This window comes from Aerococcus sp. Group 1, from assembly GCF_000193205.1.
Taxonomy (GTDB): Bacteria; Bacillota; Bacilli; order Lactobacillales; family Aerococcaceae; genus Aerococcus; species Aerococcus urinae_A.
Genome location: NC_015278.1, coordinates 800,097 through 822,259, shown reverse-complemented (window position 1 = coordinate 822,259; position 22,163 = coordinate 800,097). Strand labels below are relative to the sequence as shown.

Annotated in this window: 19 protein-coding genes and 2 pseudogenes; 14 read left to right on the top strand and 7 right to left on the bottom strand. The window is 42.9% G+C overall.

The genetic code is table 11. From position 1 onward, the window contains the following. Positions 1-30: 30 nt before the first annotated feature. The 5 genes from HMPREF9243_RS03800 to HMPREF9243_RS03780 all read right to left on the bottom strand — a co-directional run bounded on the left by HMPREF9243_RS03800 (position 31) and on the right by HMPREF9243_RS03780 (position 5,146). On the bottom strand, positions 31-672 hold the full coding sequence (locus HMPREF9243_RS03800; protein ID WP_013668904.1) for a TetR/AcrR family transcriptional regulator: 642 nt from the start codon (positions 670-672) through the stop codon (positions 31-33). A 199-nt stretch (positions 673-871) separates the two neighbouring features. Then, positions 872-2,683, bottom strand: coding sequence for a DUF2207 family protein (locus HMPREF9243_RS03795; protein ID WP_013669429.1), 1,812 nt, complete (start codon positions 2,681-2,683; stop codon positions 872-874). After that, complete coding sequence (locus tag HMPREF9243_RS03790) at positions 2,677-3,231, bottom strand: LemA family protein (protein WP_013668462.1); 555 nt, start codon at positions 3,229-3,231, stop codon at positions 2,677-2,679. The genes HMPREF9243_RS03795 and HMPREF9243_RS03790 overlap by 7 nt, the downstream gene beginning before the upstream one ends. Before the next feature lie 93 nt (positions 3,232-3,324). Beyond that, on the bottom strand, positions 3,325-4,011 hold the full coding sequence (tsaA, locus tag HMPREF9243_RS03785) for a tRNA (N6-threonylcarbamoyladenosine(37)-N6)-methyltransferase TrmO (RefSeq protein WP_013669655.1): 687 nt from the start codon (positions 4,009-4,011) through the stop codon (positions 3,325-3,327). Positions 4,012-4,057: 46 nt separating this feature from the next. Further along, positions 4,058-5,146, bottom strand: coding sequence for an alpha/beta fold hydrolase (locus HMPREF9243_RS03780; protein WP_013668757.1), 1,089 nt, complete (start codon positions 5,144-5,146; stop codon positions 4,058-4,060). A gap of 237 nt (positions 5,147-5,383) precedes the next feature. Here HMPREF9243_RS03780 and HMPREF9243_RS03775 point away from each other — a divergent pair, with 237 nt between their 5' ends. From HMPREF9243_RS03775 to HMPREF9243_RS03750, 7 genes and pseudogenes are all read left to right on the top strand, one after another. Then, positions 5,384-6,034 carry a hypothetical protein gene (locus HMPREF9243_RS03775; RefSeq protein ID WP_013668940.1) on the top strand — a complete coding sequence of 217 codons (651 nt, stop codon included), beginning with the start codon at positions 5,384-5,386 and terminating at the stop codon, positions 6,032-6,034. A 184-nt stretch (positions 6,035-6,218) separates the two neighbouring features. Next, positions 6,219-7,306 (top strand): annotated as a pseudogene (locus HMPREF9243_RS11020) (M42 family metallopeptidase). Positions 7,307-7,617: 311 nt separating this feature from the next. Then, positions 7,618-8,544: a YsnF/AvaK domain-containing protein gene (locus HMPREF9243_RS09835; RefSeq protein ID WP_013669480.1), complete on the top strand. Its 927-nt coding sequence runs from the start codon at positions 7,618-7,620 to the stop codon at positions 8,542-8,544. A 218-nt stretch (positions 8,545-8,762) separates the two neighbouring features. Then, positions 8,763-8,891 (top strand): hypothetical protein, encoded by a 129-nt coding sequence (locus tag HMPREF9243_RS10845; RefSeq protein ID WP_013669158.1) that lies wholly within the window; start codon positions 8,763-8,765, stop codon positions 8,889-8,891. An 11-nt stretch (positions 8,892-8,902) separates the two neighbouring features. Beyond that, the gene (locus HMPREF9243_RS03760) at positions 8,903-9,226 is read left to right on the top strand and encodes a GNAT family N-acetyltransferase (RefSeq protein WP_013669401.1); all 324 of its coding nucleotides are present in this window, start codon (positions 8,903-8,905) and stop codon (positions 9,224-9,226) included. A gap of 431 nt (positions 9,227-9,657) precedes the next feature. Further along, positions 9,658-11,022, top strand: coding sequence for a DNA/RNA non-specific endonuclease (locus HMPREF9243_RS09830; protein WP_013668866.1), 1,365 nt, complete (start codon positions 9,658-9,660; stop codon positions 11,020-11,022). Positions 11,023-11,064: 42 nt separating this feature from the next. Further along, entirely contained in the window at positions 11,065-11,280 is a 216-nt protein-coding gene (locus tag HMPREF9243_RS03750) for a DUF4177 domain-containing protein (protein WP_013668780.1), read from the top strand. Positions 11,281-11,334: 54 nt separating this feature from the next. On the opposite strand, the gene guaA is transcribed toward HMPREF9243_RS03750, so the two are convergent. Further along, complete coding sequence (guaA, locus tag HMPREF9243_RS03745; protein WP_013669716.1) at positions 11,335-12,885, bottom strand: glutamine-hydrolyzing GMP synthase; 1,551 nt, start codon at positions 12,883-12,885, stop codon at positions 11,335-11,337. 259 nt (positions 12,886-13,144) lie between these two features. Between guaA and mvk the strand changes: the two genes are divergently transcribed. The 6 genes and pseudogenes from mvk (at position 13,145) to epsC (ending at position 19,420) form a co-directional block, all read left to right on the top strand. Then, positions 13,145-14,119 carry a mevalonate kinase gene (gene mvk, locus HMPREF9243_RS03740; protein ID WP_013668729.1) on the top strand — a complete coding sequence of 325 codons (975 nt, stop codon included), beginning with the start codon at positions 13,145-13,147 and terminating at the stop codon, positions 14,117-14,119. A gap of 3 nt (positions 14,120-14,122) precedes the next feature. Further along, positions 14,123-15,100: pseudogene (mvaD, locus tag HMPREF9243_RS03735) on the top strand (diphosphomevalonate decarboxylase); the annotation flags it as partial. Between the two features lie 264 nt (positions 15,101-15,364). Then, entirely contained in the window at positions 15,365-16,486 is a 1,122-nt protein-coding gene (locus tag HMPREF9243_RS03730; RefSeq protein WP_013670117.1) for a phosphomevalonate kinase, read from the top strand. Positions 16,487-16,559: 73 nt separating this feature from the next. Then, on the top strand, positions 16,560-17,612 hold the full coding sequence (gene fni / locus HMPREF9243_RS03725; RefSeq protein ID WP_013669149.1) for a type 2 isopentenyl-diphosphate Delta-isomerase: 1,053 nt from the start codon (positions 16,560-16,562) through the stop codon (positions 17,610-17,612). 214 nt (positions 17,613-17,826) lie between these two features. Then, positions 17,827-18,744, top strand: coding sequence for a cysteine synthase A (gene cysK, locus HMPREF9243_RS03720; protein ID WP_013668590.1), 918 nt, complete (start codon positions 17,827-17,829; stop codon positions 18,742-18,744). Next, on the top strand, positions 18,731-19,420 hold the full coding sequence (gene epsC / locus HMPREF9243_RS03715; RefSeq protein WP_013669373.1) for a serine O-acetyltransferase EpsC: 690 nt from the start codon (positions 18,731-18,733) through the stop codon (positions 19,418-19,420). The genes cysK and epsC overlap by 14 nt, the downstream gene beginning before the upstream one ends. Before the next feature lie 312 nt (positions 19,421-19,732). Here the strand turns inward: epsC and HMPREF9243_RS03710 are convergent, their stop codons facing one another. Next, entirely contained in the window at positions 19,733-21,058 is a 1,326-nt protein-coding gene (locus HMPREF9243_RS03710; RefSeq protein WP_013669378.1) for an ISL3 family transposase, read from the bottom strand. Positions 21,059-21,240: 182 nt separating this feature from the next. Between HMPREF9243_RS03710 and HMPREF9243_RS03705 the strand changes: the two genes are divergently transcribed. Then, a complete protein-coding gene (locus tag HMPREF9243_RS03705) occupies positions 21,241-22,092 on the top strand; it encodes a patatin family protein (RefSeq protein WP_315861763.1) in 852 nt (283 codons plus the stop codon). The last annotated feature ends 71 nt before the right edge of the window (positions 22,093-22,163 follow it).

The following is a 22,163-nucleotide window of genomic DNA, read 5'->3' as shown; positions in this document are numbered from 1 at the left end:
ATAACCAGGCCTTGCTGGCAATAATAAGATTTAGCAACACAGGCCTCTGACAATAAAAGCTTCAATATAAGACAAGGCTTGAGCAAAATCTTCCTGACTCGCACTTTCAAATTGAATCCACTGAAAGGATATGATCGGTGAAATCATGAGCCGAACAATCAGGGCATTGGGCCAGTTATTCAGTTCTCCCTTGTCCTTAAAATACTCTAGAATGTTAAAAAAGCCCGTTTTCAAATGTAGCGGAATTAATTCCGCCAAGCGCTTTAAGAAATTTTCCCGGTAAAGCATCTCTTGGGCAAATATTTTCATCACCTTGTAGTGGTCAGAATTCTCTTGGAAACAATTGGCTAGAATATGGTGGACAAAGTCTTGGAAGGTCCACTGGTCATCTTTAATCCGCTCTAAGTCAAATTCTTGGGCATATTTTTCCTTAGACATTTCAGCAATGATGGGTAAGATACGAGCGAAAAGTAAGTTTTGTTTGCTTCCAAAATGTTTGAAGAGCGTTCCTTCCCCTACGCCGGCCCGACCAGCGATTTCTTTCGTCGAAGTATTGCTGTATCCGTAATCGGCAAATAAATCAATACTTGCTTGGAGGATAGCATGCTGGCGCGGGGTCAGGGCTTCCTGACGCGAAAATTTTCCTACAAAGTTTTTTATATATGCATCCATCAACAAGTCCTCAATCTTTTTAAATTATAGTAATGCTTTTATTATATCAAAACCTTCACTATTTAATGTATAAATTAAAATATTTTTAAGTTAAATATAAACAATATTAACTCCCTTTATTCTTATCGTTAAACCAGTCCACAAAAAAAGAGGCAAGACCTTGGTCCCACCTCTTCTAGAATCTAAAATAATGGGTATATTAGCGGGCACCGCCGCCTCCGCCTCCGCCGAAGGCTCCGCCCCCGCCACCAAAACTCGAAAAGCCACCGCCACCACTGGACATGGCTGAGGTCATTTCTGGAGCTAGGGATTGGTTATAAGAACGGTTCATGGCATTAGCAATATAGTAATACTGCCAGAAATTAATATCATTAGCCCCAGTATAAACCGATTGTTTTTCAAAATCAGGATAGAGGTTGGCAAATTCTTTGGCAACTTCTTCAGCAATTCCTAAAACCGCTGCATAAATTAATAAGCGGTCCCATAGTGCCACTTCTTGGGCACCTCGTTCATTTAATAAGGAGAAATCCTTAAGATAGTTGTAGAATTTGACCCAATTATCTCTTAATTGGTGGCCTTTATCGGTAAAGGGATAAGTCACCTGGCTATCCGCTAGGTAGCGCTGGTCTTGGTCTTCCTTAGCCTTGGCATAGGTCTTATTTTGAATAAAGTCCCCTGCCAGCAAGTAGTTTTTACTATAAGAGCGGTAAGATACGGAGACACCTTTTAGTCGATCCGTATGGCTTTGACAATATTTTTTGAAGTCTTTTTCTGAAAACTGTCCCTTGTCATCAGCAACCTCATTAAAGATCCGCCACCAGTCCTTAATCGGGTCTAGATCTGGGGCTTGATAAGCAGAATTCACCATAAAGTAATGCTTATCCTTCAACAGACCCGCTTCGCCCCCTAACTTGAGACCACCTTCTTTAACTAAGTAAAGGATGGTACCAGTTAAATAGTTACTATCGAGGTCATCAATGGCCAGTTGGTCCAAAATGAAGTAATCCGAATAAATATTATCAGCGGGCAGGTCACGGTAATACTGACCGTCTAATTCCCGACTTCTCCGTTCAAGAGAGGGATACCATTTCTTCAGGGCTCGATTCCTCTTGATGGCCTGACGCACGCCGGCTAGAATACCAACTACACCAAGGCCGCCAAGTCCTATCAGGCCCCATTTGACCGCCTTAGGCATCCGCTCACCCGGCATGGAGGTGATGTCTTCAACCGAAGCATTACTATCATAGTCTTCCCAGTTATAGTCGGAGCCTTCAAAGGCTTCCTTGACATAATCATCAAAGGCCTTATCCGAAGTCCACTGGGTTGGATAGGTCTCTTGAGGAATACGGACTAAGAGAATACCGCTCCCAGAGCTAGGCAGGCTTTCCTTGGATTCAGCCACGACTTTTCCTTCTTCAATATGGACTTGACCACGAAAGCCAAAGCCCCAAACCCGGTTGTTTTCCAGGTTAAAATCTTCCTTTTCCGAAGCAATAGTCATGCGTATACTTTCCGGACTATCGGCCAGATTATCGGAAATAAAGCGCCAATAGATCATTTGATTAGTGGTCGTTTGCATCACAAAATTAGAGATTCTATAGGACACTTGGTAAGTGTGACGACCATAGTCAGAAATCCCCCAATTGAGCTCACTATTTTCATTGCGGCCAAATTGATAGGCCTTAGCAGCAAAAGAAGCATCCACATCCCAAGTCTTTTGTGGGCTAAAGGGCTGACCATCCATGCTGACCTGGTAGTCAGTTAATTCTTGGGAATCTGTCAAGACCAAGGGCTTATAAATTTCGGTTCCTTCATGGGTGGTAATGTCCCAATGCTCGGTAATCTTGGCGGATCCATCTTCCTGGAGAACCGTATCCACCGTGATGGAATGGATATCCTGGTCGACCGCTAAGACAGGCTCCTGGTCTGAACGAACTAGATCAAAGGAAAAGATAAAAGCCAGCACCAGGGCTAGTTTGAGCAATGGAGAAAATAGGCGTTTGACTACCATTGAGGCATCTCCTGTTTTTCCTCACTGCCACGGAAGTATTCTTCTGGATAAAAACCGGTCATCCCCGCAATTAGAGAATTAGGGAAGGTTTTAATGGTGCGGTTATACTTAGTGACCGTGTCATTAAAAATCATCCGGGCTTGGCGGACATTGTTTTCATAGTTATTCACACTGTCCATAGTGGTTTGGTAGACGGAAGCAGCCTTCAATTCAGGATATTGTTCAACCACTACGTCAATTGATCGCATGGCCTTTTGGAAGAGGTCTTGGTCATGCTCCACTTCTTTAACCGTAGCATCAGGATTAATTTTCTGGCGGTTTCTTACCACATTAATCAAGGTGTCCGCTTCATGGCTTTGGTAGTTCTTGGTAGCTTGGATCAAATTTGTCAGGGCGTCCCAACGTGATTCCACTTGAGCAGCAATTTGCCCCATGGAATTATCAATCATTTCCTTGGATTGGATCATGCGGTTATAGGCGCCGATCCCCCAAACGACGATTAGAACGAGAACAATAAGAATAACAACAAAAACAACAGTGAAAATCATAAAATTTCCTCCCTCGCTAACGGATACATGCATAAAAAGTATTTATCTCTGTCCTTATTTTACCCTAAGCCTCCCAGGAAGCCTAGCTAGATACTAGTCGCTAATTGGTTCAAGAGATAAAAGATAACAAGTCTGGTCTTTCACTTCAAAGCGGATATTATAGGCCCCATAAAGCATCCCATATTCACGATCTTCCTGCCTTTGGTAAGCAGGCCTGGGATCAGCGGCTAAGACCTCAGTAATTCCCTCTCTTTCCGCTTGAGAAACTTGGTCCGCCAAGTATTCGGGCCAGTGGACTTGGAGGGTATTAAAAGCCACCTGGTCAATAAAGCCAGATTGCCCGTCATTTAGCGCATCTGATTCACTAGAATAGGGTTTAATATCATAAATTGGTGTCCCGTCCACCATGTCGATCCCCGACACAATTAACTTGGGGCCCTCGGGACTATCAGTTTCTAAGCCTAACAATTTCACTGCCGTTAAGGCTAAACGATTGGGACGGAATGGCGATCGTGAGGCAAAAACCCCGACTCGCTGGTTACCTCCTAAACGTGGCGGGCGAACGGTCGCTTTAAAAATTTCACTCTCCTTGACTTGAGAAAATCCCCAGATTAACCAGAGATAGGTAAAGTCTTCAATTCCTTTAAAGGCCTCCAACTGGCGATACTTCTTTTCAAAGATAATTTCCCCATAGGAATGTTCGGCCTTAACCCCTTGACGTGGAATGCCAAACTTTTCCTTAAAGGGAGTATGGATATGGCCTATGGGTTGAATTTCCATCGCTTGATCTGCCTCCTTCTTATCCTATTATTTATTAACAATTCTCTTAATAGTGACTAAAACATGCCCTGACCCGGTCAGCAAAGCGGTCAGGATCATCAAGATAAGGACTATGACCACAATCTTTCAGCAAGTAAAAAGCCTTATCGGGAGCGGTTATGGACTGGTAATAGTTAAAGACCTGACTAAAAGGCGCTGTCCAATCTCTTCCCCCAGAGACAAAGTAAACCGGCACCTGGTAGCTATCCCCTTGGGCCAATTTAAATTGATTGGAAACAATCATTAAAGGGGCTTGGATGGCAATATAATGCGACAATTGAAAGAGAAAAAGTCCATACCACCTTATATCCATCCAAGAAAAATCAGGCGCGGTCAAGGCAAGCCATGTCCCTTTTAAGGCGTCTGTGAGAGGGTTACCCGGTAAATATTTTCCCGCTACCTGTTCAATGGTTAAATAGTCTTGGGCGGGAATCAGACGGTGGTTTAGCTGGTCATCACTAGCCCGCTTTAAAGAGCGAATTTCCAGTAGACCATCCTCATCCCCTGATGCTTGAGCAGCGCTTTCCGCCTGGTCGAGCAGGCTCCTCTGGGAAGCAATAATATCAATAATCTGGCTCACGCCCAGATAGGCCTTGACCTTATGGGGATGGGTCTTAATATAAAGGCTGCTCACTTGACTCCCCCAAGAGTGGCCGATAATAAAGATTTTCTCTTGCTTAAAACGCGCCCTTAAATAATCTACGACCTCATCCATATCATCAATGACTTGGGCCAGGGTCATTCCCGAGACTTGCCCTTGGTTTAAGTAATAAGTCCGTCCCGCTCCCCGCTGACTCCAATAAGCAAAGGTATAATCCTCTTCAAGGGCCGGTTGATAGGCATAGGTCAAAAAGGGATTAGCCATGCCTGGCCCCCCGTGAACCCATAAAATCACTGGATTAGTCCTTTGATTACCTCTTAATTGCAGAGCCTGTGGGATCCCACCCGCTTGAATGATGACATTTTCTTGGATTCCTTGGGGAGATCTTATTCGACTTTGACGGGCATGCTGCTTCCTCTGCAGCAGGATAGCTAGACTACTAAGACCTAATAGCCCAATACTGGCCTTGAGGAAGCCTTTAAAATTCTGTTTCATGGTCGCTTCTTTCCTCTTCTGTTATTTGTTCAATTATAACACGATTTATTGGCCACTCTGCCCGTCAGCTAGGATTTTGACTGGATAAATGACCCGCCTTCTAGGGGGGAGTTTATTTTTCAGCGAGGTTACAGATAACTTATTATTTGATTAAATATTAGCCAAAGTTTTTTATTTGTCTTTGGGATTTGCTATACTTAATGCAATTCGTAAAAGCGCTATGAAAGGAGTCCTCTGATGAAATTACAAAAGTTCTCACTGATAAGCCTATCTCTATTAACTACTGGTCTCCTCCTCAGCTCTTGTCAAAATCAAGCCAATGAGGCAGCCAGTGCTCAAGCTCAAAACGAAAGTCAGTCTCAAACCCATACGATTAAAGAAGATTCCGACAAAGAAGCTAGTCAGCACAATCTGGAAAATCCGGCTGATAGTACCAATCAAGAAAATATTGACAAAGATGCCAACTACCAAGTCAATCAAACAATTCCAATCTTCTGCCCTGACGATCCAGAAAAATTAATTGCCGAATTGAAAGTAACGCAAGTGTCAAATACTGTCAACGCCCTGCCCCAAGACATGGTTGAAGATCCTTACTACGACCACAAGACCCTAGCCACAATTGAAATTGAATATAAGAATATCGCTTCTCAGGATGCCATGGCCATTGGGCCAGAAAACTTCACGATCACGGACCAAAATGGTAATCAATTAGAAGCCATCGACCGAGTAGATGGGGATAAATCCGTAGACCAAGGACAAATTGCTCGCTCACAATTCTTTGTTAAGTATGACCCCAGTCGAGCCTTTGACCAAATTACCATGGACCTCCACCCCCTTAATGCCCAAGAGCTTATCGCTCGTATCCATGCCAAGGTTAGCCACGATTAATAGCTAGACGATCAGCTTACGATTAAATAATACCAAAAGTGCATCAGACAGCCTTAGCAGCATCGTCTGGTGCGCTTTTTGTCATGTATGCGGCCTTTTATCACTAAAGCCTATGTCTTCGCTCTAAAAACGTGCTAAGCTATGATTAATTATAGATAAAGTTCTGCTTTAGAAAGGACGTTTGATGATGGATTATTTACAATTAATTGAAGATCTAACCAATGCTAAAGGGATGTCCGGCTTCGAAGATGAGGTCATCGAGGTCATTAATAAACACAAGGGAAATTATACCTTGCAAGTAGATAATTTAAAAAACTGCTACCTTAACCTGGACCAGGTCGACCCCACTAAGCCTACCGTCATGCTAGACTCCCACCTGGATGAAGTGGGCCTCATGGTGAAAGCCATTGACAAGGATGGCCTCGTCCTCATTCAAACCATTGGTGGCTGGGTTCCCTCTAACTTAACCGCCCAAGTCTTCTATGTCCGTAATCGTGAGGGGAAATATTATAAAGGGATTTCAGCTACCAAGCCCATTCACTTTATGACTCCTGAAGAACGGGAGAAAAAATTGCCATCAGCGATATTAAGATCGACATGGGCGCTACTTCTAGAGAACAAGTTGTCAATGACTTGGGGATTGAAATTGGTCAACCAATCGTACCAGCCACTAAGTTCTCTTATAATGAAGTCACCCGAACCATCCTGGCCAAGGCCTTCGATAACCGGATTGGGACCGCCTGTGCGATCGCCATTATGCGCGACTTAGCGGATGAAGTGGGCGATTTCCCCTTTAACCTTGTCGCCGCCCCTGCCGCCCAAGAAGAAGTGGGCACTCGAGGTGCTTCACTAACGGTTAAACGGGTCCAACCCCATATCGCGATTATTCTGGAAGGGACACCCGCCGATGACTTTACCAATGCCAAAGAGCTCTTACAAGGACAACTTGGCCAGGGGCCACAAATCCGTCACCGTGACAATTCCTATGTAGCCAACACCCCATTAATCGACCTCTTTAAGCAAGCCGCAAGAGCTGAGAATATTCCTAGTCAACATGCTGTCCGCGAAGGCGGCGGCACCAATGCTGGTCCTATTCACCTGGGTAATCTAGGAACACCTTGCGCCACAATCGGTATTCCCAGTCGCTACGCCCATACCAATGCCTGCTTCTGTTCCTATGATGATTTTTTGAATACCATCCACCTGGTTAAAACTTTCCTCCGCCGCCTGACGCTTGAAGATATCCAACAATTTGACCTAAAGACCTATTAAAAACAAATAACGAATTTTCTTGAAAAGGGCCTATGTTTTGAATAGCATAGGCCCTTTTGTAGTGATTTTGAAACATGCCCTTTATCTTATCAAAAACCTCTGTTAAACCTGCCTTACAGTTGAATTGTATGTACAAATTATATTTATTATTGTATTGTTTATATTTTAAAAATGAATTAATTAGCCGTTTAGAAGTCTTTAAGTTGGAAAACGCTTTTATTTTTATTTAAAATATAATTAAGCATAAGTAAAGTATGAATTGTGCGAATTATATTACTGTAATTGGATGTCTTAAGAAAGGGTGTATCATAATGACTAAGCGTTTTGTCTATGATGTATTTTCTACTAATGATCAAGCCCGTGCTGCGATTAGTGACTTGATCAGTAAGGGTGTTCCCCGTTCTGCTGTCGTTTTAGTATCCAATGCTCCAATCGACCAAGAATATGGTTCAGAGGTTGACGTGGTCACTTCTGATGAATTAATTGAAGGAGAAGAAAGAAGTTGGTGGGACAATGTCTTAGGTTTCTTCTCTGATGACGAAGAAGACACAAGAAATGACGATATCGACTACAAGGGTTATGAAGCTTCCTTGAACCGTGGGGATATCTTAGTCCTCATCGACCAAGAATATGAAGGCGCAGTAAGCAACCTCGAACGTTCCCCTTACACCACTGGCCCTGAAGCAAGTGAAGAAGCTACTGGCTATGCTGCCGCTGGTGTGGCTGGCGCAAGTGCTGGTGCGGTTGAACCTGAATATGAAAAAGAAGCTGTCCATACTGATACCCAAAAACCAGTCAGTGAGGCAAGCTCCCGTCAAGAAACACCTCCAAGCGCTGCTAAAACAGCTGATAACGATACCGAAAGAATCCGTCTCCACGAAGAACAGGTTGACGTTCAAAAACACAAAAAAGACCTCGGTGAAGTTCAAGTGTCAAAGAATGTCGTTGAAGACACCAAGACGGTAGAAGTGCCCGTTCAACGGGAAGAAATTCATATTAAGAAAGTAACCCCTAGTGAGGGCGAAGTGGATGACAATGCCTTTGAAGAAGAAGAATTTGTGGTTCCAATTTCTGAAGAAGAAGTTTCTGTGAATAAGAATACCGTGGTAACTGGGGAAGTTGAAATTGAAAAACAAACTCACCAAGATACCGAAACCGTTTCTGAAACTACCCGTCGTGAAGAACTTGATGTTCAAGATGACACGGGTAAGGTAATTGACGACGATGCTAAGAAATAGTTTCCTATAAGCCAGCCTTTCATTACAAAACGATCCGCCATTAGAAGCTTTTAATGGCGGATTTTCTTTTTTAGTCTACCATTTATTATATAAGGAATTTAAAAAAGGAATAAGCGCAAAAAATAAAAATTGCACAATAAGCTTTAGTCAGTTTTGTCTACACGACTCAGTCTTATCTGCTTGAGCTTGAATCAGCAAATTGGGAGGAAGAAATTATAATGAATACCGATTTAAAAATCACTAATCAATCAAATGCCTTTGAAATTCAACAAGGACTCCATTTATTAGCTGATGTCAAATGGAAAGCCGCTAACTATCTAGCCACTAAATTAAAAATAAATGCTTAAAAAATACAGAAATGGTTTATTTTTGTCGGGACCAAGCTGGTCAATTGATTGGCTTTGCTGCTCTACTTTTAGAAGATATTATTTCCAATGCCTATTTTGGTCCATTTTTAAGCACGGTTTACGTCAACCCCTCCTGCCGCAAGCAAGGTTTTTCGTACCAATTGGTAAATGAAATCGAGTTATTTGCGAAACATATTGGGTATACAAAAATATATACGATTACCCAACATGTCGGACTCTATGAAAAGATGAACTATCATTTCTTTTGCCAAGGAGTTGACGACATGGGAAGAGATGTGCGCGTTTTAGAAAAAAATTTATCAATCGATAAGTAGTTAGTAAAAATCGTAAAATTAATAGTAGACATGATAACTCCCCTTAGTTGGCATCATTGTTTATAGAAAACTTAAGCCCGTCATTCATTACAAAATTAGCCACTGCTAGGTTGTTTAGGGGTGGCTTTTTTATTGCAAAAATCTGTTCACTTGTAAAGTTTATTTAATAATTGAAACTTTATTTTATATTTACACATATTACTTTTCTTGTATAATAACCCAATATATATATGCTGTATTAGAGAAAGATTTGAAAGGGATCACTAGTCATTAGATAAAGGCTAAACTTAAAAGACTTGGCCTGGCTTGTTTATGAATGCTCAGCCCGAAAATAAAATGTTTCTATTCAATTTAAGGCTGGATCTTACTAGTGCCCCCTTTTAATTAACTTCCTTTAATCCATTAATTACATCACTTAAAGGGGAGATTTTATGAAGAAATCCATACAGGGATATCCTGGCTGCCTAGGAATAGTACTTTCCATCTTATTCATAGGCATTATTTTTATGCTTTTTGCTTATCTGGCACCATTTATACTTGCCCTATCGCTCTTTTTTATCTTCTATTTTACCAAGAGAAAAGTCAATCAGAGAAATAGGAATATCGCCACTTTTTTTGCGGTTGTCGGTCTGATCGGAACGTTATTTGTAACTCCTACCCTATTTAACCACAAAGAAAACACCACTAACCAGGCTGCTGTCAATCAAAGTGCTTCAAAGACTTCAGAATCCAAAAAAGAAAAAGCTAAGAGCGAATCGGAAAGTAAAAAGTCCCAATCCGATGCTGAAAAGGAATTATCCAAAACCAGAGAGGTCCCTCAGGATAAGCCCTATATTGAGGTCAATGGTAATAAACCCTTCTTTACTGATGAGGATTTAAAGAGTAATGAAGCCTATGAAAAATACGGTGACTTAGATAAACTGGGGCGGGTTACTGCTGCCAACGCCGTATTAGGGACAGAATTAATGCCCGATAAGGTAAGAGAAAGTATCTCTGAAGTTAAACCTACTGGCTGGAAGCAAGCCCGCTATGTGAATATTCCTGGTGGTTGGTTATATAATCGTTGTCATCTGATTGGCTATCAATTAACTGGCGAGAACGCCAACCCTAAAAATTTAATGACCGGTACCCATTGGTTTAATAATGAGGGCATGCTCCCCTTTGAAAACTTTGTCGCCAATTACATTGAAAAAACCAACAACCATGTGAGATACCGGGTGACTCCAGTTTTTGAAGGAAAGAATTTATTAGCCAGCGGTATCTATATGGAAGGCTATTCCATCGAAGATGAAGGAAAGGGACTTTGTCTTAATATTTACATTCCTAACCGGCAAAAGGATGTTGAAATTAACTATGCCGATGGAAGTAGTAAAGGCCCAGCTGGCCCACAAGAATATTCAAAGGATACCCAATTAGAAAAACTGCCACAGTCAGAAAACAAGGCTAAAAGTGAAAACAAGTCCGGGTCTAAAGAGCCGAGTCCCGCTGCTGAAGATACCGGTCAACCAGAAGCAGAAGGCAAGCCCGCTGATCAAGCATCCGCTCAAGAGCCAGCGCCTAGTCCAGCTCCGACCCCAGAACCAGTGCAACCGCCTGCTCCGGCTCCAACACCTGAACCGGCTCCTGCCCAGCCTTCCGCCCCACAAACTTCGCTAGCCGGTATCGATACGGATGGCAATGGTATTGTCACCATCAAAGAAGCTAGAGCTGCTGGCTTCTCCATGCCTATTCGAAGCGACCACTGGTTATATCCTTACATGATCGATCGCGATGGCGACGGTATGGTGGGAGAGTAAAAAATTGACTACCAGTAAAAATTAATAACAGAGGTAAAGAAAGTGAAAATTCCTAAATACGTTGTCTTACAAGTTTCCTTAAAGGAAAAATTTATCGGTACCGGCTCTAAAAATCTAGATAAATTAGAAGCCGTAATCAACCAACAAGCCAAAAAAGGTTATCGCTTACACACCATCGCCACCAGTAGTGCCAATAGTACTAGCTTACTGGGTGGTGATCGGATTCAAGCAACTCTTGTATTTGAAGAAATCATTTAAAATTAAAGCCTCTACTAGAAATACCAGTAGCGGCTTTTTAATATCAATATTAATCTATTCCCATTCCACGGTGGCTGGCGGTTTAGAAGTAACGTCTAAGACCACGCGGTTAATGCCATCGACTTCATTAACAATGCGACGGCTGATGTGGTCAAGGACATCATATGGAATCCGCGCCCAATCGGCGGTCATCCCATCCACTGAGGTAATTGCACGGATAGCAATGGTGTATTCATAGGTCCGTTTGTCGCCCATCACCCCAACTGACTTAAAGCCAGGGAGAACGGTGAAGTATTGCCAAATCTCGCGGTCGAGGCCAGCATTAGCGATTTCTTCACGAAGAATGGTGTCTGATTCACGAACAATGTGAAGTTTTTCCTTGGTGACTTCGCCAATCACACGGATGGCTAAACCAGGACCTGGGAAGGGTTGGCGCCAAACAATGTTATCTGGCATGCCTAATTCCGTTCCCACAGCGCGCACTTCATCCTTAAATAAGGTGTTGAGGGGCTCGATGAGTTCAAATTGCATGTCTTCAGGTAATCCCCCAACATTGTGGTGGGACTTGATGGTTTCAGCGGTTTCGGTCCCTGATTCAATCACGTCTGTATATAGGGTCCCTTGAGCCAAGAAATCCATCCCATCTAACTTGGTTGCTTCATCATCGAAGACAGCCACAAATTCATGACCGATGATTTTACGCTTGCTTTCAGGATCGGAAACGCCAGCTAATTTCCCTAAGAAGCGTTCTTGGGCATCGGCTTTGATAATGTTTAAGCCAAATTTGCCACCTAGAGTTTCCATCACTTGGTCAGCTTCGCCTTTACGGAGTAATCCGTGGTCAACAAAGATACAGGTCAATTGGTCGCCGATAGCTTTTTGTAAGAGGACACCAACCACGGAAGAGTCTACCCCACCGGAGAGGCCGAGAAGAACTTTCTTATCACCAACACGGTCACGAATGCTATTAATTTGCATGTCAATAAAGTCAGCCATGGTCCAGTCTCCCTGGCAACCACAAATCTCATAGACAAAGTTCTTCAACATTTGTTGGCCATGGATGGATGAGCGTACCTCAGGATGGTATTGGAAACCATAAACTTGGGCTTCTTCGTTTTCAAAAGCAGCAGCTGGGCTGTGAGGGGCCACACCTGTGATTTCAAAACCTTCAGGGATCTCAGCAATACGGTCGCCGTGACTCATTAAGACGGTTTCTTTTTCAGCTAAATCTTTAAAGATTTTTGAATCGGTCTTTTGAATGGTCATTTCTTGTTGACCATATTCGCGTTTGTCAGAGGCTTCAACCACACCACCGAATTTCTTAGTGATTAATTGCATCCCATAACAAATGCCTAAAACTGGTATTCCTAAGTTAAAAATTTCCTCGTCAATATCGAAGGAGCCTTCTTCATAGACTGAGTTAGGTCCTCCCGAAAGAATGATTCCCTTCACCTGCCCCTGGTCTTTAATTTCTTGAGCAGTTTGCCGGTGAGATTGTAATTCAGAATAGACTCCCAGTTCACGAATACGGCGGGTAATCAGTTGGTTGTACTGACTGCCGTAGTCAAGAACGATGATCTTTTCTAGGTCCTTTAAGGCTTTCATCCTAAGTTATCACTCACTTCCCTTATAATTTCTTTCTCATTTTATCAAAAACGCGCACTTAATTCTAGTATTCCTTTCCTTTAATTCGGATTTATTCCTTTTTCTATCAATTTAACCGATGCAAAAAGAAATCCTTTAACGGGTTTGTCTTTTTATAAATTATTTATTAAAATGCTGTGGAGGATAATTCCAAGTTGTTATAATTAGGGCTTTTATTGTATGATAAGGCTATTAGAAACGGCGGAAACGAGGGAAAAACATGCGCGAAATTTGCGGCAAATCACATGGAAAATTAATATTAATGGGAGAGCACAGTGTGGTCTATGGCCAGCCATCGATTGCCCTGCCTTTTCAAGCGGTGACTATTCAAGTCAACCTAGAACCTGCGGGCAACTATTCCTATTTATTTAGTGATATCTATGAAGGACCAGTGGAAGAAGCTCCCAAGAAGTTGGATGCCTTGGTAGGTCTCTTTAACCGCCTCCGCCATGATTTTTTATCCAATCATGACCATTTTCTTATTAAAATAAAGAGTAATATCCCAGTCGAACGCGGCTTAGGAAGCTCAGCGGCCTTATCCGTAGCCTTTATCCGAGCCTTTTTCAATTATTTAGGCCAAGACCTGTCCAATGAGGTCCTCCTGGAATATGCTGACTTTGCGGAGACCATTAGTCATGGGACGCCCAGTGGCCTTGATGCCCGGGTAACCGCCCTTAACCAGCCTCTCTTCTTTAAAAAAGGGGAAGTAGCCGAGCCCTTTCATTTCCATACCCCCTATTGGCTAGTGATCGCTGACACGGGTATCTCAGGAAACACCAAGCAAACCGTGAAAAATGTTCGGGATGCCTATGAAAGCCCCTTTGCTAGCCGGCAGATTGCTACCAAAAAAACCATTAAACATCTGGGACTTTTAACTACCGACCTGACCCAGGCCTTAAAAGCACCGCAGCCTTCCTTAGAGAAACTGGCTGCTTTAATTAATGCGGCCCAACATGACCTGGCTGCTCTCCAGGTGTCTAGCCCAGAATTGAGCTGGGGAATTGACTACATGCTTCAACACGGAGCCGTGGCCGCCAAGTTAACTGGAGGCGGGGGTGGCGGTTGCTACTATGCCCTCCTTCCTAACCGTCAAGCTGGTGATAAACTGATTGAGGCTTTAAGTGATAGCCCAACTGCCTGTCAAAGCTGGTTAATGCCTTTTTCCAGTGAATCAAATATAAGTGAAAAGGAGTAAACTATGGAAAAATATCGTGGTATTTGCCGAGCCCATACCAATATCGCCCTGATTAAGTATTGGGGAAAACGTGATGATGATTTAATCTTACCGATGAATAGTAACTTATCCTTAACCCTGGATCGTTTTTATTCAGAGACCCAAGTCCGCTTCTCCAAAGATATTGTCGAAGACTGCTTCCAACTCGATGGCGAATGGCAAGATAACAGTGAGGTAGAAAAGATTAGCCGCTTTGTGGATCTTTTCCGTCAAATTGCCCAGGTTGATTTAGCCTGTGAGGTCATTTCCTATAACCATGTCCCGACTGCCGCGGGTTTAGCCTCATCAGCTTCTGCCTTTGCTGCTCTAGCAGGAGCCTGCAACCAAGCCCTCCATTTAAATCTTGACCCAGTTTCATTATCTCGCTTAGCTCGGCGTGGATCAGGTTCAGCCACCCGGAGTATTTTTGGTGGATTTGTTGAATGGGATAAGGGGACTGGCGACCAGGATTCCCAAGCTGCCCCCTTTGATGATGCTAATTGGGACGTGGGGATGGTAGTTTTGGCCTTAAACACTAAAAAGAAGTCCATCAGTTCGAGGCGAGGGATGAAACACACAGTAGAGACCTCGCCTTTCTACCAATTGTGGCCCCAAGTCAGTGAAGAAAAACTTCTGGAAATGAAAGCGGCCATTAAGGCTCGTGACCTGGACCGGATGGGAGAAATTGCCGAAAACCATGCTATGTTGATGCATGCCACCACCCTATCCGCTGATCCAGCCTTTACTTATTTAGAAGCCGAATCACTCAAGGCCATTGATGCGGTAAAGGCCCTCCGTCGCCAAGGTTATAAGGCCTACTTCACCATGGACGCTGGCCCTAATGTGAAGATTCTCTGCCCCTACTCCCAGTCTCAAGCCATTATTGATGCCTTGGCCCCAGAATTTGGCGCTGACCGGCTCATCGCTAGCCGGCCTGGAGCTGGCATCCAATACTTAGAGAAATTCTCACAACCACTTCCTGGTCCAGAGCCCGAGCTTTCATTAAGCCAAGAACAAAGTTCTGACGAAGACAAGTTAGAACTGCTCAATGAAGAATGGAATGAAGAAAACCTGGATAGCCAGGAAGAATTCATGAAGCGTTTAGCTAAACAAAAATTAACTTTACAAGAGGAGTTAGAAGAAATCTTTAACCACTCTGCTCCCCTCGGCTTTTTTAGACTATCAAATCCGCCCCATGATCCCGATGATTCACAGGAGGAATTGTAAATGCAAACCATTGTTAGTAAACGCCCAGGTAAGTTATATGTGGCTGGTGAATATGCCATCGTCCACTCCTTTCAAGGGGCTTTATTAGTAGCGGTTGATGCCTATGTTACAGTTGAATTAAACCCACTAGACCAAGCCGAGTCCCGCTTAAGCACCAACCAAGCCCAGGAAACTTATACCTGGCATGTGGATGAGGCCGGTGAGATTTCAGGGATTCCTAGTCAATTCTTACTGGTAAAAACCTTAATCCAGACAGCCTACCAGTATTTAAGGCAAAGTGGTCAAGCTGAAGCTCCTTTTCAGGCGATTGACATCAAAATTACCAGTGACCTGGATAGTCCAGAAGGCAAAAAATATGGCCTAGGGTCCAGTGCTGCCGTCAGCATTGCCATCTTGGAAGCTATTCTTAAGCTCTACCAAGTGAATCAAGGCCATTCACAGAAAGCCTTTGCCTACTTGCTCTACCAACTAGGAGCTATTGCTCAAATTAAAATGGACTTGAAAGGCTCCTTTGGTGATTTAGCAGCCGCTGCTTTTGGAGGATGCATTTACTATCAAAATTTCGACCATACTTGGCTGAGGGAGACCCTAAAGCATGAACGACTGACCCTGGTCGACTTAAGCCAAATGCATTGGGACGGCCTGCTTATCGAACCATTAACCCTAGCAAAAGACTGGAAACTCCATGTTGCTTGGACTGAAACCCCCTCTTCTACAGAAGCTATGCTAGCTAATGGCTCAAGTAAAAAAACAGCTGACCAAGATTATTCCCTTAGTGAACGTCACTTTCGCTATGCCAGTCAACAATGTGTCATCCTGATTCGCCAAGCCATTATCGACCAGGACTGGTTTGTCTTTAACAAGGCCCTAACTTATAATAGTAACCTGTTATACAACTATACCAAGCACCGGCAAAAACCTTATTTAACCCCTGCTTTAAAGACTGCAGTTGATCTGGCTAGAGAGGCAGGAGCAAGCGCTAAGGTATCTGGGGCTGGCGGTGGTGACTGTGCCCTGGCCTTTAGCCCAGATCTAAGAACTAGCCAGCGGATCGAAAAAGCATGGCGTCAAGCCGGTATCCACCAACTGGACCTAGCCCCTTGCCCGAGTTTTATCCAGTAATAACCACAGGTAAACTATCCAGCTTGGAATGGCCTCATTAATCATTCCAATCTGAAATTTAAAGGAGAATTCCATGAAGAATCGTAAAGATGATCACATTAAACTTGCTGATTGGCAGTATAATCAAAGCCCCACTGACTTTGATGCCATCCGCTTTGTCCACCATTCCCTGCCTCATATTGACGCTGATCAAGTTCAACTCGATACCCAGGTCTTTGGCCAGGAATTTCCCTTTCCTTTCTTTATCAATGCCATGACTGGTGGGAGCGAATGGACCAAGGCCATTAATGAGAAATTTGCCACGGTTGCTCGGGAAACAGGGCTAATGATGGCCACTGGTTCGGTCTCCCAAGCCATTAAAAACCCCCAGACGGCTGATAGTTTTCAAATTGTCCGCCAGACCAATCCCCAAGGCTTTATTATTGCTAATGTCGGTATGAACCATGGCTTAGAGGGGGCAAAAAAGGCCCTAGAAATTACCGATGCTAATGCCCTGGCCATTCATTTAAACACGCCTCAAGAATTAGCCATGCCAGAAGGTGACCGTCATTTTCAAGCGGTAAAGGACAACATCCAAGCCATTGTTGAAGGGGTTGACCGTCCTGTCATGGTCAAGGAAGTTGGCTTTGGCATGAGCCGGGAAACAATTGAAGAGCTCCTTGACTTAGGTGTTCAAACCATTGATGTCAGCGGCCAAGGCGGAACCAATTTTATCGCGATCGAAAATGAACGGCGCAGTCACAAGGATATGGACTATATGACCCAGTGGGGCCAAAGCACAGCTATCTCCTTACTTGAAGCCCAAGCTTTCAAGAATCAAGTCGACTTAATCGCTTCTGGGGGAGTGAAAACTCCGCTCCATGTGCTTATCTCCCTGGCTCTGGGCGTAAAGGCAGTTGGCATGAGCGGACAATTCCTCCACTTAGTCCTCAACCACGGGGTCCAAGAAACCATTGACTGGGTGGAAGAATTCAAGAATCAAGTTCGTTTGCTTATGACCCTCACCAATAGCCAAAAGCTTAGCGACCTTGAAAAGACGGACTTAGTCATAGCCGGTTCGGTCAGAGACTGGTGTCTAGCCCGTCAAATTCCTTACCAAGATTTTAGTCATCGGTCGCACCAATAATACTTATCCATTGATTCAATCCCCTTTTCTAATGCTAAGGGGATTTTTTGCTGGCTTAAACAAGCGATCAGTGGTGATTGTTAATTTATTTGCCATTTTCAAGGTGATCGCTTTGCAGTTTTTTCATTATGCGTTATAATAGTAATAGCTACTTGCTAACAAAAAGTAAGTAACAACTCAGCTTTCTAAGCACAGCTTAAGGAGGAATTTTAAAATGGTATATAATAATATTTCTGAAGTAATTGGTAATACACCAATCGTTAAATTAGCACATGAAGACAAGGATTCTGCTGACATCTATGTAAAGTTAGAATCCCGTAACCCAGGTGGTTCAGTAAAAGACCGTCCGGTTAAATATATTCTCAAGAGCCTACTCGACTCTGGCGAATTAGAAAAAGGCGGAACCATTGTTGAATCAACCTCAGGGAATACCGGGGTTGCCCTCTCTATGTTAGGGGCTGCTTATGGCCTGCATGTTATTATCGTGATGCCAGAAACCATGTCTCTTGAACGTCGTAACTTAATCAAAGCTTACGGTGCTGAACTGGTCCTAACCCCTGGTTCTGAAGGGATGAAAGGTGCCGGCGAAAAGGCTGAAGAAATCGCTAAAGAAAAGAACGCTCCTATCTTTGGCCAATTTGTCCGCCAAGAAAACGTCCAAGCCCATGAAGAAACCACAGCTAAAGAAATCTTAGCCGACTTAGACCAAGTTGATGGCTTTGTCGCAGGTATTGGTACGGGTGGTACCGTTACTGGTGTAGGTAAAACCTTAAAAGCCCATGACAAAAACACCGTTGTTTGGGGTGTTGAACCAGAAGGCTCCCCACTATTAAACGAAGGTAAAGCTGGATCACACAAGATTCAAGGGATTGGGGCTAACTTTATTCCTAAGATCTTAGACCAAAATGTCCTTGACAAAGTGGACATCATCTCCAACGAAGATGCTATCCAAGGGGCTGTCCATTTAGCCCATGAATACGGTATCCTAGCTGGTTTCTCTTCAGGTGGTAACTATGTTTCCGCAAAACGTCTCGCTAAAGAACTTGGCCCTGGCAAACATGTCGTAACTGTCCTCCCAGATACAGGAGAACGTTACCTCTCTACCGGAGCATTCTCAAATGACGAGGAGTAAGGAGAAAGATCAAGATACTCAGCCCTCTGATATGGAGCGAAAAACGATCAAGATCCAATCCCAATCGGTACCAGGGATGGCCTTGCCCCAATTGGCTGAAGAAGCCAGAAGAGAGTTTGACGCGAGTGAGAATAAATGGGTACGTTTGTCTAAGATTATCTATGATAATGACCCTGCTGCCCATTCCTGGCAAGAAGTCTATGACCTCTACCCCAGTATTAAGGCGCTCCGGGCCCACGAACAGGCCCATCACTATTACAATAACGGAGACTACTATCTCGCTCGCCAATTAGCTGAAGAAGCTAGAAAAGAAACGGGGATTGAAATTCACCCAGGAGCCAAACTCAGCGATACGGTCTTTATTGACCATGGCATGGGAGTAGTCATAGGCGAAACCGCCATTATTAGTGACAATGTCAAACTCTTCCATGGAGTCACCCTGGGTGGGGTTGGTAATGAAAAAGGTTGTAAACGCCACCCCACGATCCAAGACCATGTGGAAATCGGTGCAGGCGCTAAACTCTTGGGCAATATTACCATTGGTCACCACAGTAAAATTGGAGCCAATGCAGTTGTCTTAGAGGATGTCCCACCCTATGCTACTGCTGTGGGGATGCCAGCGCGGATTATCTTGCACGATAAAAATTGGAACCGTATTGGAGACTATGTCATCTAATTTAGTGAAGTAAAACAGCTTATTTAGTCATGAGTAACTCCCCTAACTAGAACACCAACTCATGGCGGATAAACTGTTTTTTATTTTTAAGTTCAAGACATTCTAGCCATTTATAAGGGTTCTCTGTCAAATAGTGTTGATAGGAATTTTTATAATTAATGTCATATCAGAAATGGTATGGCATTTTTTAATAGCTTCTGATAGGTGAAAAAGGGTACGATTAAAAGGCCTCTTGTTTCTTATTTTTTCGCCGTAGGCGAAGACAGAGAGTGAGAAAGCAATATTATAAATAATGAATAAATACCACAAAGATTATGCTGCTTCTGAAAAAGTGAGTGAACGAGGTTGGAAATCATTACATACCAAGCGAGAAGCCATTATTATACGTATTCTTAAATGATCAAAACGATGGTAGCCATAACCTGTGCGCTTGATCAGTTTCGTTTTATTGTTCATTCCTTCTATTGGACCGTTAGACAAAGTATACGTTAAAGCTTCACAAATACCTTCTTGATATCTTTCTAAGGTTTGAAAAATAGTTCGTACTCTACGTGGAAAAGTGTACTTCTTGACTTCAATGAGTAAGTCTTTAAATGACTGAATGTCATGGGTATAAATACTGTATTTTAGGCGATTAACATAGGTATAGGTACGTGACAATTCGGGAGATAAATTGATGAGGTAATCGACAATCATCTGTTCTGAAACGAGACCGTCAAAAAGTCGATGTGTATATAAGTTTTTATAGTCAAGTTCCCATTCATTTTTTAAAGGTAACTTCCATAACTGTTTTAATTTGCGATAATCACGTGGTGATTGATAGCGAATATGATTCATCAGTTGAATACGTACGGAGTTGATTGCCAGATTAAGATGTTGAATAACGTGAAAACGATCAAATAGTATCTTTGCATTAGGGAAACAAGCGCGGATAACTTCAATATAAGGGCTATACATATCAATCGTAACTATTTTGACAGCTTGTCGACTTTTGTAAGAAAAACGCATAAAGTAGTGGATTAATTCGTTCTTTTGTCGATTTTCAACAATATCAATTAACCGATGGTTTAGGGGATCAATAAAAATAAAGCTCATCGCGCCACTAACATTTTTCACTGATTTAAATTCATCAAAAGAAAGGCACTGGGGCAAATAATTAAATTTAGGTAGTAATGCTTTCCCTCTTTCTTCTAGAAGACGAATCACCGTCGATACAGAAACATTGTGTTGTTTACCGATAAGAGTCATCGCTATCGTTTCACTAAGAGCAAAAGTAATCGCAGTTTTTAGCGGTTTAGAAATATAGCAATTAGCTGCCACTATGGGGGTTTCAGTATTAAAAGTCCTTTGGCAGTGCTTACAAAAGAAACGTTGCTTTTTAAGACGCAAAGTAACGGGTTGACCTCCATTAATGGTCGTTAGTAAGATATCGCTTGAATAAAATCCATTTTTAACGATATCAGCTTGTGATTCGTTGATATGTCCGCAATGGGAACAGTGAGAAGGATGGTTAGTTAAGGTTCCAAAAATAACCTTATGAATGATATTATTTTTCTTTTCCTCCACTACTTTATCTTCAATTTCAATATTTTTATCTTTTATATTAAAGAGATTTTGTATACAATTAGATTGAGTCATGGAATCCGCCTTTCTGTGTTTTGGATTGTATTTTCAGTATAGGCCTTCCATGGCTTTTTGTGTATCAAAAAATGGTGCCAATGAAGAGCCGTTGGCTCCCATCAACACCAAATATTATAGAACCTTTATAAGTCGACCTTGTGTTAAAATAGGAACAATTATCTTCATTTTTAGAAAGGAATGTGGTCATTTTGACGATTGGACTGGTTCTTGAAGGTGGCGGTATGCGGGCCTTATTTTCTGCTGGGGTCCTCGATATTTTTCTCGCAGAAGATATCCAAGTTGACCAAATTGTAGGCGTCTCAGCCGGCGCTCTCTATGGAGTTAACTACCCCTCCCAGCAAAGTGGCCGCGCCCTACGCTATAATAAAAAATACATTAAGGACAAGCGCTATATCAGCCTCAGCAATTGGCTAAAAACTGGTAATATTGTTTCTACTGACTTTGCCTACCAGCAAGTTCCCTTTGAACTGGACCCTTTTGATGAAGCAAGCTATGAAGAGTCGCCCACCGATTTCTATGCGGTAGTCACCAATGTGGAAACCGGTCAGGCCGAATACCCGCTCATTGAAAACGCCGAAGAACAAATCGATGTCCTCAGAGCCAGTGGGTCAATGCCCTTCGTCTCAAAAATCGTTCCCATTAAGGGGAGGAAGTACCTGGATGGCGGGATAGCCGATTCTATCCCCTACCAGTTCATGCAGTCACTAGGGGTGGACCGTTTAGTCATTGTTTTAACCCAACCCTATGGCTACCGCAAGGAAGACAAGAAGAATTTTCTTGCTAAAGCTGTTTATGGTAAAAACTATCCCCAGCTAGTGGAAACTATCGAGCAGAGAACTGCTATGTACAATCAAGAAGTCAGTGACGTAGAAGCCTTAGCTAAGAAGAACCAAGCTTTTATCCTTCAACCAAGTCACCCTTTAGAAGTTAAGCGGTTAGAGCGCGATCCTCAACGCTTACAAGACACCTATGACCATGGTATAGAAGTCGCAGAAAAGCTGCTAGTGGATCTTAAAAACTATCTATCATAAATAAAAAAGCATGGTCTGCTTTTAAACCCAATTCCTGTTAGAAATTGAGTTTAAGCTAAACCATGCTTTTT

Bases quoted from the DNA above. Each gene is read 5' to 3' on its own strand.
- mvk (WP_013668729.1), top strand. From the start codon at position 13,145: ATGCGCGAAATTTGCGGCAAATCACATGGAAAATTAATATTAATGGGA.
- HMPREF9243_RS03730 (WP_013670117.1), top strand. From the start codon at position 15,365: ATGCAAACCATTGTTAGTAAACGCCCAGGTAAGTTATATGTGGCTGGT.
- tsaA (WP_013669655.1), bottom strand. From the start codon at position 4,011: ATGGAAATTCAACCCATAGGCCATATCCATACTCCCTTTAAGGAAAAG.
- HMPREF9243_RS03710 (WP_013669378.1), bottom strand. From the start codon at position 21,058: ATGACTCAATCTAATTGTATACAAAATCTCTTTAATATAAAAGATAAA.
- HMPREF9243_RS03760 (WP_013669401.1), top strand. From the start codon at position 8,903: ATGGTTTATTTTTGTCGGGACCAAGCTGGTCAATTGATTGGCTTTGCT.
- HMPREF9243_RS09835 (WP_013669480.1), top strand. From the start codon at position 7,618: ATGACTAAGCGTTTTGTCTATGATGTATTTTCTACTAATGATCAAGCC.
- HMPREF9243_RS03790 (WP_013668462.1), bottom strand. From the start codon at position 3,231: ATGATTTTCACTGTTGTTTTTGTTGTTATTCTTATTGTTCTCGTTCTA.
- HMPREF9243_RS03795 (WP_013669429.1), bottom strand. From the start codon at position 2,683: ATGGTAGTCAAACGCCTATTTTCTCCATTGCTCAAACTAGCCCTGGTG.
- HMPREF9243_RS03800 (WP_013668904.1), bottom strand. From the start codon at position 672: ATGGATGCATATATAAAAAACTTTGTAGGAAAATTTTCGCGTCAGGAA.
- cysK (WP_013668590.1), top strand. From the start codon at position 17,827: ATGGTATATAATAATATTTCTGAAGTAATTGGTAATACACCAATCGTT.
- epsC (WP_013669373.1), top strand. From the start codon at position 18,731: ATGACGAGGAGTAAGGAGAAAGATCAAGATACTCAGCCCTCTGATATG.
- guaA (WP_013669716.1), bottom strand. From the start codon at position 12,885: ATGAAAGCCTTAAAGGACCTAGAAAAGATCATCGTTCTTGACTACGGC.
- fni (WP_013669149.1), top strand. From the start codon at position 16,560: ATGAAGAATCGTAAAGATGATCACATTAAACTTGCTGATTGGCAGTAT.
- HMPREF9243_RS03780 (WP_013668757.1), bottom strand. From the start codon at position 5,146: ATGAAACAGAATTTTAAAGGCTTCCTCAAGGCCAGTATTGGGCTATTA.
- HMPREF9243_RS09830 (WP_013668866.1), top strand. From the start codon at position 9,658: ATGAAGAAATCCATACAGGGATATCCTGGCTGCCTAGGAATAGTACTT.
- HMPREF9243_RS03775 (WP_013668940.1), top strand. From the start codon at position 5,384: ATGAAATTACAAAAGTTCTCACTGATAAGCCTATCTCTATTAACTACT.
- HMPREF9243_RS10845 (WP_013669158.1), top strand. From the start codon at position 8,763: ATGAATACCGATTTAAAAATCACTAATCAATCAAATGCCTTTGAAATT.